Genomic DNA, 14289 nt, shown 5'->3' on the forward strand with positions numbered 1-14289 from the left:
GCCGGATGCCGGCCGTCGCACGGGCCGCCAACGGGAACAAAATCAGGCGTTCCGGGCTTCCTCAATGACAGGAGGAAACCATGCAGAAGCCCCGCGAGAACCCGGCGTTGCTCGATGACGAGCGTGAGCCGCTGACCCCCGGCGAGAGCCCGCTGGAGGCGGACCCCGTGCGGACAGGCCGTCGTGTCAGCGAGCGCACCAACATCCATGACGAGGGCAGCGACGCGAACAACACGCCCGACGGACTGACGGAATCCGAGGAAGCCGTGAGGCAGGCGGCCGAGGACATTCCGACCGGAGCCCGGCCCGCAGGCCGCACGGAGTCGATCCCGGTTTTCGATCGCGGTTCGCTGCCGCCCAAGGTCTGATGTTCGACGCCAGGGAAACGCCTGCGGCGACCGGCATTCGGCGGCCGGCGGCGAGGTCGCAAGAGAGGGGCTTCCGAAAGCGCCTTCGTGGAAGCATGCTCTTCCGAGTCGGGGGGACGTCATGAGCAGGCATGCGCCGGTATTGTCACGGCCGAAGGCCGGCAGGTGTGAGCCCCTGTGAAGGTCGTCGTGCTCGGCTCCGGCGCGGGCGGCGGCTTCCCGCAGTGGAACTGTCGCTGCCCGAATTGCGCGCTGGCCTGGGCCGGCGATCCGCGCGCGCCTTGGCGCACGCAGTCTTCCATCGCGCTCGTCGATGACGACGAAGCCGTGCTCGTCGATGCCTCGCCCGATCTGCGCCAGCAGCTTGCTGCGATCCCGGCCCTGCATCCCACCGCAGCGCGGACCTCGCCGCTCCGCGCCGTCGTCCTGACCAGCGGCGAGATCGACCACATCGCCGGGCTTGCGCATCTGCGTGAGGCCCGCGAGCTGACCGTCCTCGGGACGGCGCCAGTTCTCGAGGCAATCGCCAGCAACGTCATGTTCCGGCTGCCGGCCATCCGACATGTCGCGGTGACGGGCGAACCGATCGCCACGGAAAGATCCTTCCGGATGCGACTGTTCCCGGCCCCGGGAAAGGTGCCCCTTTATCTCGAGGAGGAAAGCGTCGCGACCGCGATCGAGAGCGGCGAGACCAGCGGCCTTGCGGTCGAGAGTCGGGGAGGGCTGCTCGTCTATATACCCGGCTGCGCGATGCTGAGCGAGACGGTGCGGCAGGAGGCCGAGCGCGCCGACATCGTGCTGTTCGACGGCACGCTGTTCACCGATGACGAGATGCTTGCAGCCGGGCTGAGCGCGAAGACCGGGCGGCGGATGGGGCATATGCCCATGACAGGCCCCGGCGGCTCGCTCGACTGGCTGGCGAGCCTGCCCGCCGCGCGCAAGGTCTATACCCACATCAACAACAGCAACCCCGTCCTGATTTCGCATTCGCCGGAGCGCCGCCGCGTCGAGAGCGCCGGCATCGAGATCGCGCATGACGGGATGGAGATCGCCTTGTGAGGCGGCCCTGAGCCAGATGTTTCCCGAGATAGGAGAGAGACCATGCACAGCCAGCTGCTGGCCGACAATGACGGCAAGCGCGTCTTCGCCCTCGTGCTGGAGACGGGCGAGGAAGCCTTCGCCGCGATCGGTCGCTTCGCGCAGGAGCAGGGTCTGTCGGCGGCTTCGATCACCGCGATCGGCGCCTTCGAGCGGGCGACCGTCGGCTTCTTCGATTTCGAGACCAAGAGCTACGAGGACATCCCGGTCGACGAGCAGACCGAGGTTTTGAGCCTGATCGGCGACATCGCCGAGGGCGACGACGGCAAGGCGAGCGTCCATGTCCATGTCGTGCTCGGCCTGCGCTCCGGCGCGACCAGGGGCGGCCATCTTCTCAAGGGGACGGTGAGGCCGACGCTGGAGGTGATCGTCACGGAGACGCCGGGCCATCTCCGCCGGCGCAAGGTGCCCGAACTCGGCATCGCCCTGCTGAAGCCGCGCTGAGCGTCTAGAAAACCTCTTCAGCCCTCATCCTTCGAGACGCCGCTTCGCGGCTCCTCAGGATGAGGGCTGGAGTGATGAGGCCGCTGAGGAAAGTACGGCCGGTCGGCCGTCGGGCCAATCATCCATCTTGTGCGACAATCTATTGAGCGCGCTGATTCTACACGGAAAAGCCACCGCCATTCCGGACTTGCCCCGGGATCCATCGCAGGGCTCCGAGCTTCAGGATGGATCCCGGAGCTGCGCTGCTTTCGCGGCTTGTCCGGGATGACGGCGTGGTTCCGAGAAACGCTTCAGCTCGTCGGCATCGTGACGCGCCACACCGCGTTGCCGACATCGTCCGCGACCAGCAGGCCGTTGCGCTGGTCGACGAGCACGCCCACCGGCCGGCCGCGCGCCTCGCCCTTCTCGTTGAGGAAGCCGGTCAGGATCTCGCGCGGCATGCCGGAGGGCTTGCCGTCGGCGAAGGCGATGAAGATCACCCGGTAGCCGACCGGCTTGCTGCGGTTCCAGGAGCCGTGCTGTCCGACGAAGGCGCCGCCCTGATAGGCTTGCCCAAGTCGCCCTTCGGGCACGAAGGTGAGGCCCAGCGACGCTGAATGCGAGCCCAAAGCGTAATCCGGCTTGATCGCCTTGGCGACGAGGTCCGGCCGCGGCGGCTCGACCCGCGTGTCGACGACCTGGCCGTAATAGCTGTAGGGCCAGCCATAGAAGCCGCCGCGCTTCACCGAGGTCATGTAGTCCGGCACGAGATCGTCGCCGATCTCGTCGCGCTCGTTCACCGCGGTCCAGAGCTCCTTGGTCACCGGGTTCCAGCCGATGCCGACCGGGTTGCGCAGGCCGCTGGCGAAGATTTCCGTCGCGCCCGTCGTGGCGTCGATCTCGAGGATCGCGGCGCGGCGCTCCTCCTCCGCCATGCCGTTCTCGGCGACGTTGGAGTTCGAACCGACGCCGACATAGAGCTTCGTGCCGTCGGGGCTGGCGACCAGGCTCTTGGTCCAGTGATGGTTCCGCCCGGCCGGCAGGTCCGCGACCTTGACCGGCGCGGCAGTGCTCTTCGTCTCGCCCTCCTTGTAGGCGACCCGGACGACCGCGTCGGCATTGGCGATGTAGAGCTGGTCGCCGACCAGCGCCATGCCGAAGGGCGAGGTCAGGTTCTCCAGGAAGACGCTCTTCGTCTCGGCGACGCCGTCGCCATCCTGGTCGCGCAGCAGGGTGATCCGGTTGGCGCTGGGCGTTTGCGAGCCGGCCTTCTTCATGAACAGGCCCTGCACCCAGCCGCGGATGCCGCTGCTCTTGTCGTCGGGCTTCGGCGGCGCATCGCTCTCCGCCACCAGCACGTCGCCATTCGGCAGTTCGTAGAGCCAGCGCGGATGCTGCAGGCCCGTCGCGAAGGCGCTGACCTGGCCGCCGCCAGCGGCGCGGGGCTTCTCGCCCTCCTTCCAGCCGACCGCATCGGCGATCTTGATGACCGGCAGCCAGGAGGTCTGCGGCTGCGGCAGCGTCGGATTGGCGCCGTAGCCCGCCTCCTCGGGCAGGCCGGGGCGGTCGCAGGCCGCCAAGGCCAGCGCCGATGCCGAGACCCCGGCGATGAGGGCTATCCGATGCGCGATCCTCATGGGCAAATCTCCTGCCTGCAAACGTAACCCCCCGCCACGATGATGGGAGGGGAACGTCAGGCACGGCGATTTGTTCGGATCGGCTCGTGACGCTGCTGCCTTCGCCGTCAGCCGGCCGTGGCGTCGATCACCGCATCGACATCGGTCACCACCGCGACGTTCTGCAGCGCGTAGTTCACCGATGCCGTGTGCCATTCGGCGTTCATGGTCGAGCAGGCGTCCTCCGGCACGATCATGAAGTAGCCCTTGTCGGCGCCGGTGCGGGCGGTGTGCTCGATCGACATGTTGGTCCACGCTCCGGTGACGATGACGATGTCGCGGCCGAGCGCCTTCAGCACGGTCTCCAGCCGCGTGCCCTCCCAGGCGCTCATGCGGCTCTTCTCGACGATGTGATCGCCGGCCAGCGCCTCCAGCCCTGGCACGGCGGCCGCGCCCCATGTCCCGCGCACCAGCGCGTTGGCGTCGGCGAGGCCCTCGAAGAGCGGGGCGTTCATGGTGACGCCGGGCGCGCCCTTCTCGACCACGAACCAGACATGGATCACCGGGATGCCGCGAGAGCGGGCCGCCTGCGCCAGCCGTGCCGCATTGCCGATGGCGTTCTGTTCCTTGCAATGCGCCGGCGAGCCGGACGAGGCGAAGGCGCCGCCCTCCATCACCACGTCGTTCTGCATGTCCTGGATCAGCATGGCGCAGCGCGAAGCCTCCAGCCGGTAGCCGGAAGCGGCCTTGTTCGCGCCGTTGCGGGAGACGGCAGCGGCGGGGGCAGGGGTCTCGGCCGGCCTGCTCGCCGCGGCCTGGCCGCCACGCGCCTTCATATAGGGCTCGGGGCGCGGGCCGACCTTGGTGTCGACGGCATAGAGCGAATGCGTCGCGGTCAAGAACAGGGTCCGCCAGTCGGGCCCGCCCCAAGTCAGGTTCCCGACCAGTTCCGGCACCCGCAGCTTGCCGATCAGTTCGCCGCCGATCGAGTAGACCCAGACGCCGCCCGGTCCGGTGACCCAGAGATTGCCCTGCGCGTCGCATTTCATCCCGTCCGGCACGCCGGGCTCGCTGGCCGAGACGATGCCGGAGGCGAAGAGGCGCGGCGGCCCGAGCCGCCCGTCCGGCAGGATCTTGAAGACGCGGATATTGTGCTGGACCGTGTCGTTGACGAAGAGCCGATCCTCGGTCGGGCAGAAACAGAGCCCGTTCGGCTGGTCGAAGAGATAGCGGTCGACGAGGAGTTGCGGCTCGCCGCCCCCAGGGGGAATGCGGTAGACGCCCTGAAAACCCAGCTGTCGCGGCCGCTCGACGCCGAAAACCGGCATGCGCCCGTACCAGGGGTCGGAGAAGTAGATCGCGCCGTCCGACTTCACGACGACGTCGTTGGGGCTGTTGAGCTCCATCCCCTCGAAATGCGAGGCCAGCACCTCGCGGCGCCCGTCCGGGCGCTCGCGGATCAGGCTGGATGTCGCATGCTCGCAGACGATCAGGTCGAGTTCGACATCATAGGTCATGCCGTTGCACTTGTTCGCCGGGCGCCGGACCTCCTGCACGCCGCCACGATCCCAGCGCCGGCGCACGTCTCCCGGCATGTCCGAGAACAGCAGATGCTGCTCCCTCGGGTGCCAGACCGGGCCTTCGCAGAATTCGAAGCCGGAGCCGAGCTGGCGCACCGGCGCCCAGAGGTCGACGAGATCGGCGAATTGCGGGTGGATGGCGGTGTGGGTTGTCATGAGGACACCGTGGCGATGGCTGTGCGCCGGCCCGTCATTGCGAGGAGCGTCAGCGACGAAGCAGCCCAGGGGCGGCAGCGCTCGACGTCCCCCTGGGTTGCTTCGCTTCGCTCGCAATGACGAGGGCGCCTGGTGGCAAGGGCGGGCCTTATCACGCCGCGAACCAGTTGCGCGCGGGCAGGGACTGCACCACCGGGCCCGGCACGGCCATGTCCATGCGGCCGACGACCTGGCCATGGGCGATCTTGGCCGGCTTGTCGTGCACGGGCAGCAGGAAGGCGCCGGTCGCCAGCAGCTTCTTGATCGCCGCCTTCTCCTCGCGCTTGGAGACGCCGTGATTGCCGGTGGTGCGGGGCTCGTTGGCGTGCAGCTCGTGGAAGGGCGAGACGATCTGGTCGTTGAAATCGTAGATCACGTCGCCGCAGATGATCGCGCGGCCCTCGGCCGTGTCGACATGCACGTTCATCGAGCCCTCGGTATGGGCGCCGGCGGCTTCCAGATAACAGCCCGGGAAGAGCTCGATCATCCCGGAGAGCTCGAGATCCTCGAAGCGCAGCGCGTCGCGGGTGTGCAGCCGGTCGATCAGGTGCTTGATGTCGGGCGCCGGATATTGCGGGTGCATCAGCCCCGAGACCGAGTATTCGAGCTCGCGGCGGTTCACCAGCACGGTGGTGTTCATCGGGAAGAGCTCGTCCTTCCCGGCATGGTCGATATGGAGATGGGTGTGCATGACGTAGCGCACATCGCCCATCCGCACGCCGTGGCGGGCGAGCTGGTTCTCGATCATGTTCTCGTGGAACTGGAGGCCGCGCATGCCGAGGCTCTCCATGATCTGGTTGTGGCGATAGCCGGTATCGACCACCACGGGCCAGGGGCCGCCCAGGATCAGGAAGCCATAGGTCGGCACGCGGCGCGTCCGGCCGCAATCGCGCCCGAGGACGAGGAAGCTCGCCTCCAGCTCGATGTCGCCATAGTCGAGGATCTTGATTTCGAGCGCCATGCGGGCCTCCCTCAGTTCTGTCCGAGGCGGTAGACCCGCCTTGCCGTCTCGTTGAACACGGCCTGATGCGCGGCTTCCGGCACGGCCGCGAGATGCGCCGCCATCAGTTCCGCATAGGATGTCCAGAGCTTCTCGATCGGGAAATTGGAGCCGAACAGGCAGCGCTCGGCCCCGAACAAGGCGAGCGTCTGCGCGGCGACGAAGCGGATATGCTCGGGGTCGTTGCGGCGCAGGAAAGTGCCGAGCCCCGACAGCTTGCTGACGATGTTGGGCTGGCTCGCCAGCAGGCTCATGCCGTCGCGCCAGGTGGCGACGCCGCCGGGGGAAAGGTCCTCGAGCATGCCGGCATGCTGGAGGACGAAAGTCACGCCCGGGCAGGCGGCGGCGAGGTCGGCGGCTCCTGCCATCTGGCCGGCGAAGACCTGCAGGTCGAAGCTGTATCCGTAATCGGCGAGGCGGCCGACATTGGCGACGAGGCGCGCGTCGCGGGCGAGGTCCGGCGCGGCCGCGAAGCGGTAGAGCGCGTTCTCGTGCCAGTGCAGCTGCATCCGGACGCCGCGCACCCGCGGATTGCGGGCCAGCGCGTCGAGCTGCGGGCGGGCATCCTCGGCCAGCATGTCGGCATAGGCGACGATCGCGATCGGGAAGCGGCTGCCTTCCGCGGCGCGCGAGACATAGGCGACCTCGTCGAGCGCCCGGTCAGGCGCCCAGTTGGCCTGGACATAGACCGCCTCGACCACGCCCTCGGGCCGGCAATCGCCGAGATATTCGGTCACGGGGTAGTCACGCCGGATCGGCTCGTAGGGGCCGAAGATGCGCGGCTGCATCGGACCGACGAGCCAGGGCAGTTCGGCCTGCCGCCAGATGTGGAAATGGGAGTCGACATAACCGGTCATGCCGCTGCTGAGCCTCCGAGCGAGAGAATGTGCCGGCAGATGCGGGCGGTGCTGGCGCCGTTTCCGAGGCTGGCGAGCTGCGGCGCGACCAGCCGCAGCGCCTCGGTTTCGGGCCGGTAGGCGGGGTCCGCCGCGAGCGGGGTGAGCCAGTCGATCCGGTGGGCGCGCTGCCCGAGCCGTTCGACCGCCGAGACCAGCGCCGACGGGTCGCCGCGCTCCAGCCCGTCCGACAGCACGACGACGACGGCGCCCCGAGCATAGGAAGCGAAGCGCGGCACGGCGAGGAAGGCCTGCAGCGCGTCGCCGATGCGGGTGCCGCCATCCCAGTCGGCGACGAGGCCGGCGGCCTCGATCAGCGCCTGCTCGCGGCGCCTGCGCCGCAGCGCCCGGGTCACGCGCGTCAGCCTCGTTCCGAAGGTGAAGACCTCGACGTAAGGCGCTGACTGGACGATGGTATGGGCAAGGGCGAGATTGGCGTCGCTGCGCTGCTTCATCGAGCCCGAGACGTCGATCAGCAGCAGGATCGGGCGCGGCCGCGTTACCCGCCGCAACCTCTTCAGGCTCATCACCTCGCCGTCATGGCGAATGGCGTCGCGCAAGGAGCGGGCGAGATCGACGGTCGGACCACGGCGCGCGCCGCGATGGCGATAGCCGCGCCGGCGCGGCAGGGCTTCCGGCAGCGCCCGCCCGAAGCGACGCAGCGTCTCGTCGTCGTCGAGCGGCTTCAGCATGCGTACCGACAGCGCTTCCGCCCCGGTCGCAGCCTGGCCGGTCTCGTTGATCTCCTCGCCGAGCAGGACTTCGCGTGCGCCCGTGTCCTCCTGCACCGACATCTCGTCGTCGGGCGCGAAATCCTCGTCGCCGGGTTCGGCGATCGCGCCGAGGAAATGGGCGTCGAACAACGCCTCGAAACGCTCGCGCTGCTGGGGATGGGGGCTAAGCGTCGCAACCGCCGCCTTGCGGACATGCTCCAGGCTGCGCGGACCCAACAACTCGATGGCGGCGAGGAAGGAGACGGTCTGTTCCGGCGCGACACTGAGCCCGTGCTCGCGCAGCAGCGTCGGGAAGGAGACGAAGAGGCGGGCGGCGGGCGGGACGGGCGTGGTCATGGCCGCCTCTGCCCGTCATTGCGAGGAGAGCGAGCGACGAAGCAATCCAGGGGGCTGCAGAGCACTGCCGCTTCTGGATTGCTTCGCTGCGCTCGCAATGACGATTGATCCCTCATGCCGCCAGCCCCGGGATGAACAGCGGCAGGCGCGGGCGCAAGTGGGCGAGGTCCTCCTCGTCCTTGATCGCGGTGCCGAGCGAGCGGCGGAAGGCCTCGGGCCAGGGTGCGCCGGTCTGGGCCAGCGCGGTGGCGGCCTCGGCCCAGTCGACCGCCTCGGCCACGCCCGGCGGTTTCGCCAGCGGCTCCTGTCGCAGGAGCCCGACCGCATGGACGACGGCGCGCGCCGTGCCCTCCGCCACGGCCGAGGAGCGCAGCATGATGATCTGCGCCTCGCGCTCGGCCTCCGGATAGGCGATGTAGTGATAGACGCAGCGGCGGCGCAGCGCCTCGTGCAGCTCGCGGGTGCGGTTCGAGGTCAGCACCACGACCGGCCGCTCGGGCGCCCGCAACGTGCCGCGCTCGGGGATCGAGATCGAGAAATCGGAGAGGAACTCGAGCAGGAAGGCCTCGAATTCATGGTCCGAGCGGTCAATCTCGTCGATCAGCAGCACGGTCGATTCCGGCCGCCGCAGCGCCGTCAGCATCGGCCGCTCGATCAGGAAGTCGTCGCGGTAGATGTCGAGCGCCTCGCCCTCGCGCGCCTGCCGGATCGCCAGCATCTGGCGAGGATAGTTCCACTCGTAGAGCGCTGCCGAGGCGTCGATGCCCTCGAAGCATTGCAGGCGGATGAGCTGGCGGCCGAGGATGCCGGCGATGGCCTTGGCGGCCTCGGTCTTGCCGACGCCGGGCGCGCCCTCCAGCAGCAGCGGCTTGCCGAGTGCGAGCGAGAGGTAGCCGGCGGTGGCGATGCCGTCATCGGCGAGATACATCGCCCCCGTCAGGGCCTGGGCCAGGTCCTCGGGGCTCGATATGCCGGCGACGGTGGTGCGGAGCGCCATCGCGTCAGCGCCAGTTGACCGGGCCGCCGCGGCGCGGGCCGGGCTTGACGCCGCCATTGGCGCGGATCGCCCGGAGGATCTTTTCCGGCGTGATCGGCAATTCGTCCACCCGCACGCCGACGGCGTTGTAGACCGCGTTGGCGACGGCCGGCAGCACCGGGTTGGCGCACATCTCGCCCGGCCCCTTGCCGCCGAAGGGGCCGTCGGGCGCCGGCCGCTCCAGCACCGTGACGTGATAGGGCGCGATCTCGCCCGGCCCGGGCATCAGGTACTCGTTGAAGTCGCGCGGGCCGTGCTCGATGCTCGGGTAGTACGGCTCCGGTGTTTCGTACAATGCGTGGCTGATGCCCATCCAGGCGCCACCGACGAGCTGCTGCTCGACCATGCGCGGATTGATGACGCGGCCGAGCTCATAGGCGCTGGTCATGCGCAGAACCTCGACCTCGCCGGTCTCGTCGTCGACGGAGACATCGGCGACGAGGCAGGCATGGGCGAAGGCGGTGTTGGGGTTCATCTCGCCGGTCTCGGCATCGACGGCCGAAAGCGGGATCAGGAAGATGCCGCGCCCGGCGATGGTCTTGCCCTGCTTGAACTGGGCGGCCTGCGCCGTCGCCTTCACGGTGATCGTCTTGGACGGCGCGCCACGGACATGGATGTTGCCGCGCCCGTCGGTGACGAGGTCGGCGGCATTGACCTCGAGCTCCTCGGCCGCTGCCTCCAGCAGCACGCCGCGGGCCTCGCGCGCGGCGACGATGATGGCGTTGCCCATGCGGTGCGTGCCGCGCGAGGCGAAGGAGCCCATGTCGTGCGGGCCGGTGTCGCTGTCGGCGGTGTCGACGAAGACGTCTTCGACCGGGACGCCGAGCGTCTCGGCCGCGATCTGCCGCGAGACCTGCTTCATGCCCTGGCCGAGATCGATCGCCGAGAGCGCGACCGTGAACTTGCCCTCGGGGTTGGAATGGATCAGCGCCTGGCTCGGGTCGCCGCCGAGATTCATGCCGATCGGATAATTGACCGAGGCCATGCCGCGGCCTTCGTGACGGGCCATGTCAGCGCCTCCTCGTGCCGAAAACAGACGAGAACCGGACCGCGCCATGCTGAGTCTGCGTGGGTGCGGCGGGGGCCGGCGGTGGGACGGGGGCCGGCATCGGCGGTCCCGGCGGCAGCTGCGATGCGGGCGGGCTCGTCGTCGATTGATACGGCGAGGACGTATAGGGTGGTGGCGCAGGCGGCGTGATAGCTGGCGAGACCTGCTCATAGCGCGGCACCTGTGTCGGCGCGGCGCGCCCGTCGCGCGAACCGTCCATCACCGGCTGCTTGCTGAGCGGGATGCGCATCGTGCCGGCCGGCAGCGTCTGGGTGGCGGTGCCGGCTCGCGTGTCCGGCCGGCCGATTTGGCCCTTGGTGTCGATGACAGTCGCCGGGACCTGGCCCCGCTCGCCGGCGCCGCCCGTATGGGAGGTCTGCCGCCTGGCCTGCTCGGAGAGCGGCCAGTTCGCCGTTTCCGCCGCGACCTGCACGCATTCGATCAGCGCCGTGTTCTTGGCGGCACGGCGATGCGGCTTCATGTCCCCGTCGCGATAGGCGTTGAGGATGCGGAACTCCATCGGGTCCATGTTCGCCGCCTCGGCGAGCCGGTCCATCTGGACCTCGAGCGCGAAATCGACCGCCGTGACGCCGAAGCCGCGCATCGCGGTCGAGGGGCAGCGATTGGTGTAGGCGACGTGGATGTCGGAGGCGACGTTCGGGATCCAGTAGGGCCCGGGCACATGCGCCGTGCACTTGATCGCCGCATAGCTCGACAGCCGCGTATAGGCGCCGGCGTCGAAATAGCTGCGGATGTAGCGGGCGACGATGCGCCCGTCCCGCATCAGCCCGTCCTTGACGTAGATGCGCTCGGCGCCGCGCGGCGAGCCGTAGAGCATCTCCTCCTCGCGATCGAGCACGAAGCGCACCGGCTTACCTGTCATCATCGCACCGAGCACGGCCAGCGGCTCGGTCAGCGAGTCGACCTTGCCGCCGAAGCCGCCGCCGACCGTGCCGCCGACGAAATGCAGCATATTCGAGGGCAGGCCGACGATCTTGGCCGTGGTGTCGAGCGAGAAGAAGAGGCCCTGCGCGCAGGAATGGACGAGATAGCGCCCGTTCTGGTCCGGCGCGGCGATGGTGCCGTTGGTCTCCGTCGGCGCATGCTCGATCGGAGACATCTGGTAGCGGTGCTCCATGACGATGTCGGCCGAGGCGAAGCCGCGCTCGACATCGCCGAAGCGCAGCTTCTGGTGGTCGAAGCGCTCGTGATATTCGAAGTAGTTGCCGGGATAGGTTTCGTTGACCGTCGGAGCACCCGGCGCCAGCGCCTCCTCGACGTCGAACACGGTCGGCAGCGGGTCGTAGTCGATGCGCACCAGTTTGCGCGCGGCCAGCGCCTGCGCCTCGCTCTCGGCGATGATCGCGACGACGGGCTCGCCCTTGTAGCGGACCTTGTCGACGGCGAGCGATGGCTCGTCGTCCTTGCCGAAATTGATCAGGCTCAGCAGCGTGTTCTTGTTCACTGGCACGTCGGCGCCGCGCAGCACGCGCTTGACGCCAGGTGCGCGCTCGGCGGCCGAGACGTCGATCGAGCGGATGCGGGCATGGGCATGCGGGCTGCGCACGATCTTGAGATGCAGCAGCCCCTCGAATCCGTGATCGTCGAAATAGCGCGTCCGCCCGGTGACATGGCCGGGCATGTCCTGCCGCTGCAGGCCCTTGCCGACGACGTTGAGATTGTCGTCCCGTTCGTCGGCAAAGAGGTCCTTGCGCATCTCCATCGTGGCCATGGCGTCCTCCTCAGGCTCGGCGCGCGCCGGGCGCGTTCGCCGCGGCCAGGATCGCGGTGACGATCGGCTCGTAGCCGGTGCAGCGGCAGATGTTTCCGCTGATCGCCTCGATGACCTCGTCGCGGGTCGGGCTCAGGTTCTTCGCCAGCAGCGCCCGTGCCGCAGTCAGCATGCCCGGCGTGCAGAAGCCGCATTGCGCCGCGAAATGGTCCATGAAGGCGGCCTGCAGCGGGTGCAGCTCCGGCCCGTCGGCAAGGCCAGAGGCGGTCTCGACATGGCGACCCTCGCAGGCGACAGAGAGCGTCAGGCAGGAGAGCACCGGTTCGCCGTCGACCAGCACGGTGCAGACGCCGCAGGTGCCCTGGCCGCAGCCATATTTCGGCGCGAATTCGCCGAGGCCCCGCCGGAGCGTGTTGAGCAGGGTCTCGGGCGCGTCGACGAAGGCGGCGCGGTCGGAGCCGTTGAGCCGGAACTGGACCGGGGTCTTGGCCATGGCGCGGCTCCTCAGCGGGCTTCGCCGGCGAGCAGCCGGCCGAGATGGACGGGCAGCACCTCGCGACGATACCACTCGCTCGCGATCGCATCGGTGGCCGGGCGGCAACCTTCGAGCGCCGCCTGTTGCGCCGCCTGGATCGCGGCCGCATCAAGCGTCTTGCCCTCGAGCGCCCGCTCGACGCCACGCGCCCGGACCGGCACCGGTGCCATCGCGCCATAGGCGACGCGGGCCTGCATGATGCGCCCGCCCTGCGCCGGCAGATGCGCCGCGATCGACATCACCGCGATGCCCTTGGGCTTGACCCGGCTGATCTTGCGGAAGCGGAAATCGGCCGGGTTGGCCGGCCGCGAAACCTGCACGCCGGTGATCAGCCCGGGCAGGGTGCCGCGCTCGCGCCCGGCCAGGAACTCCTCCAGCGGCACGCCGCGGCCGGTGCCGTAGCCGGCCTGGACCACGACCTGCGCGTCGAGCGCCAGCAGCGCGACGGTGAAGTCCCCATAGGGCGTCTCGGCGAAGAGATTGCCGCCGATCGTCGCCATGTTGCGCACCGCCGGTCCGCCGATGGCGCGCGCGGCCGGATGCAGGAAGGCGAGGTCGCGGCTCGCCAGCACCTGCGCCATCGTCACCCCGGCACCGAGCTCGATCCGGCCCCCGCTGGCGTTCAGCTGGCGGAACGCGGGGTCGGTGACGCGCAGCAACGTGCCTTCGGTCAGCCGCCCCTCGTTGACGTCCCGCATCACCAGCGTGCCGCCCCCGACGAGCACGGCCTGCCGGTCTCCGGAGAGGATGCCGGCGGCCTCGGCAAGCGTCGCGCAGCTTCTCAGGCCCAGCATGTCAGGCGCCCTCCGGGCTGAGTTCGGGCAGGCGGCGGACCGCCTCGATGCCGTTGGTGTAGACCTCGTCTCCGACGATGCGGGCGAGTTCCGCCTCGCGCCCGGGCGGCGTGGTGAACCGGCTCTCCCAGTGCCAGAAGGCCCGGTTGCCGTCCGTCACCGGCAGCAGCCGGACATGGGCGACGTAGTTGAACAGCGGGATCGGCGTGTCGAGCAGGCAGTAGCTGAAGGTCATTTCGAGGTCCGAGAGGGTGAGCAGCTGCTCGCGCAGCTCGCTGCCGTCCTGCAGGGAGAAACGGCGCACGCAGCCGATCCTGTCGGACGGGTAACCGCGCTCGATCTCGCTCCGCGCCACGATCGGATGCCAGCGATCATGGCCGTTGAAATCGCGCAGGATCGACCATAGCCGGTCGACCGGCGCGTCGATGATGGTGCTGCGGACGACGTGAGGCATGGCCTCATCCCCCGAATGCGCGCTTGAGCGCGTCGAATCCGCCCTGGAAGACATTCGTGCCGATGCCCTGGATGAGCTCCGCCGCGCGCTCCGGCGCGCAGTCGAAATCGGCCGACCATTCGATGAAGGTCCGCTCCTGGTCCGTGATCGGGGTCAGCCGCATCGTCGCGACGTAGTTCGTCAGCGGCATCGGCGAATCCAGGATCGCGTAGGTGCAGAACATGTCGTAGTCCGACAGGCCAAGCAGCTGCTCGCGCAGCCTGTCGCCGCTGCGGAGCGTGAAGGCGCGGATGCAGCCGACCTTGTCGGCCGGCTCGCCGTTCTCGATGCGGCTTTCCGCGATCCGCGGATGCCAGTTCGGCAGGCCGTTGAAGTCACGCACGCGAGCCCAGACCTTGGCGGCGGGTGCGGCGATGACGCTGGAGACATAGACACGAGCCATGA

Annotated in this window: 15 protein-coding genes; 3 read left to right on the forward strand and 12 right to left on the reverse strand. The window is 69.0% G+C overall.

Features of this window, described 5'->3' with window-relative positions:
* The first annotated feature begins 80 nt into the window (after positions 1-80).
* The 3 genes from ASE63_RS17740 to ASE63_RS17750 all read left to right on the forward strand — a co-directional run bounded on the left by ASE63_RS17740 (position 81) and on the right by ASE63_RS17750 (position 1910).
* A complete protein-coding gene (locus ASE63_RS17740) occupies positions 81-368 on the forward strand; it encodes a hypothetical protein (protein ID WP_056804149.1) in 288 nt (95 codons plus the stop codon).
* A gap of 177 nt (positions 369-545) precedes the next feature.
* Complete coding sequence (gene pqqB, locus ASE63_RS17745) at positions 546-1427, forward strand: pyrroloquinoline quinone biosynthesis protein PqqB (protein ID WP_056804153.1); 882 nt, start codon at positions 546-548, stop codon at positions 1425-1427.
* Between the two features lie 42 nt (positions 1428-1469).
* The gene (locus tag ASE63_RS17750; protein WP_056804156.1) at positions 1470-1910 is read left to right on the forward strand and encodes a PPC domain-containing DNA-binding protein; all 441 of its coding nucleotides are present in this window, start codon (positions 1470-1472) and stop codon (positions 1908-1910) included.
* 290 nt (positions 1911-2200) lie between these two features.
* On the opposite strand, the gene ASE63_RS17755 is transcribed toward ASE63_RS17750, so the two are convergent.
* From ASE63_RS17755 to ASE63_RS17810, 12 genes are all read right to left on the reverse strand, one after another.
* Complete coding sequence (locus ASE63_RS17755; RefSeq protein WP_056804158.1) at positions 2201-3526, reverse strand: sorbosone dehydrogenase family protein; 1326 nt, start codon at positions 3524-3526, stop codon at positions 2201-2203.
* Between the two features lie 107 nt (positions 3527-3633).
* Positions 3634-5241, reverse strand: a complete 1608-nt coding sequence (locus ASE63_RS17760; RefSeq protein WP_056804161.1) for an isochorismatase family protein — start codon at positions 5239-5241, stop codon at positions 3634-3636.
* 151 nt (positions 5242-5392) lie between these two features.
* Positions 5393-6241 carry an N-acyl homoserine lactonase family protein gene (locus ASE63_RS17765; protein WP_056804164.1) on the reverse strand — a complete coding sequence of 283 codons (849 nt, stop codon included), beginning with the start codon at positions 6239-6241 and terminating at the stop codon, positions 5393-5395.
* Positions 6242-6252: 11 nt separating this feature from the next.
* Positions 6253-7137 carry an amidohydrolase family protein gene (locus ASE63_RS17770; RefSeq protein ID WP_056804167.1) on the reverse strand — a complete coding sequence of 295 codons (885 nt, stop codon included), beginning with the start codon at positions 7135-7137 and terminating at the stop codon, positions 6253-6255.
* Positions 7134-8246, reverse strand: coding sequence for a VWA domain-containing protein (locus ASE63_RS17775; RefSeq protein ID WP_056804170.1), 1113 nt, complete (start codon positions 8244-8246; stop codon positions 7134-7136). Before ASE63_RS17775 ends, ASE63_RS17770 begins: the two co-directional genes overlap by 4 nt.
* Positions 8247-8358: 112 nt before the next feature.
* Positions 8359-9243 carry a MoxR family ATPase gene (locus tag ASE63_RS17780; protein WP_056804559.1) on the reverse strand — a complete coding sequence of 295 codons (885 nt, stop codon included), beginning with the start codon at positions 9241-9243 and terminating at the stop codon, positions 8359-8361.
* A gap of 4 nt (positions 9244-9247) precedes the next feature.
* Positions 9248-10291, reverse strand: a complete 1044-nt coding sequence (locus tag ASE63_RS17785; protein WP_056804173.1) for a molybdopterin cofactor-binding domain-containing protein — start codon at positions 10289-10291, stop codon at positions 9248-9250.
* Between the two features lies 1 nt (position 10292).
* On the reverse strand, positions 10293-12062 hold the full coding sequence (locus ASE63_RS17790; RefSeq protein ID WP_244491442.1) for a molybdopterin cofactor-binding domain-containing protein: 1770 nt from the start codon (positions 12060-12062) through the stop codon (positions 10293-10295).
* Between the two features lie 10 nt (positions 12063-12072).
* On the reverse strand, positions 12073-12555 hold the full coding sequence (locus tag ASE63_RS17795; protein ID WP_056804179.1) for a (2Fe-2S)-binding protein: 483 nt from the start codon (positions 12553-12555) through the stop codon (positions 12073-12075).
* Positions 12556-12566: 11 nt separating this feature from the next.
* Positions 12567-13391 carry an FAD binding domain-containing protein gene (locus ASE63_RS17800; RefSeq protein WP_056804183.1) on the reverse strand — a complete coding sequence of 275 codons (825 nt, stop codon included), beginning with the start codon at positions 13389-13391 and terminating at the stop codon, positions 12567-12569.
* Between the two features lies 1 nt (position 13392).
* On the reverse strand, positions 13393-13845 hold the full coding sequence (locus tag ASE63_RS17805; RefSeq protein WP_056804186.1) for an SRPBCC family protein: 453 nt from the start codon (positions 13843-13845) through the stop codon (positions 13393-13395).
* Positions 13846-13849: 4 nt separating this feature from the next.
* Complete coding sequence (locus ASE63_RS17810) at positions 13850-14287, reverse strand: SRPBCC family protein (RefSeq protein ID WP_056804189.1); 438 nt, start codon at positions 14285-14287, stop codon at positions 13850-13852.
* Between the last annotated feature and the right edge of the window lie 2 nt (positions 14288-14289).

Origin of the sequence: Allobosea sp. Root381, assembly GCF_001429395.1 — a bacterium.
GTDB lineage: Bacteria > Pseudomonadota > Alphaproteobacteria > Rhizobiales > Beijerinckiaceae > Allobosea.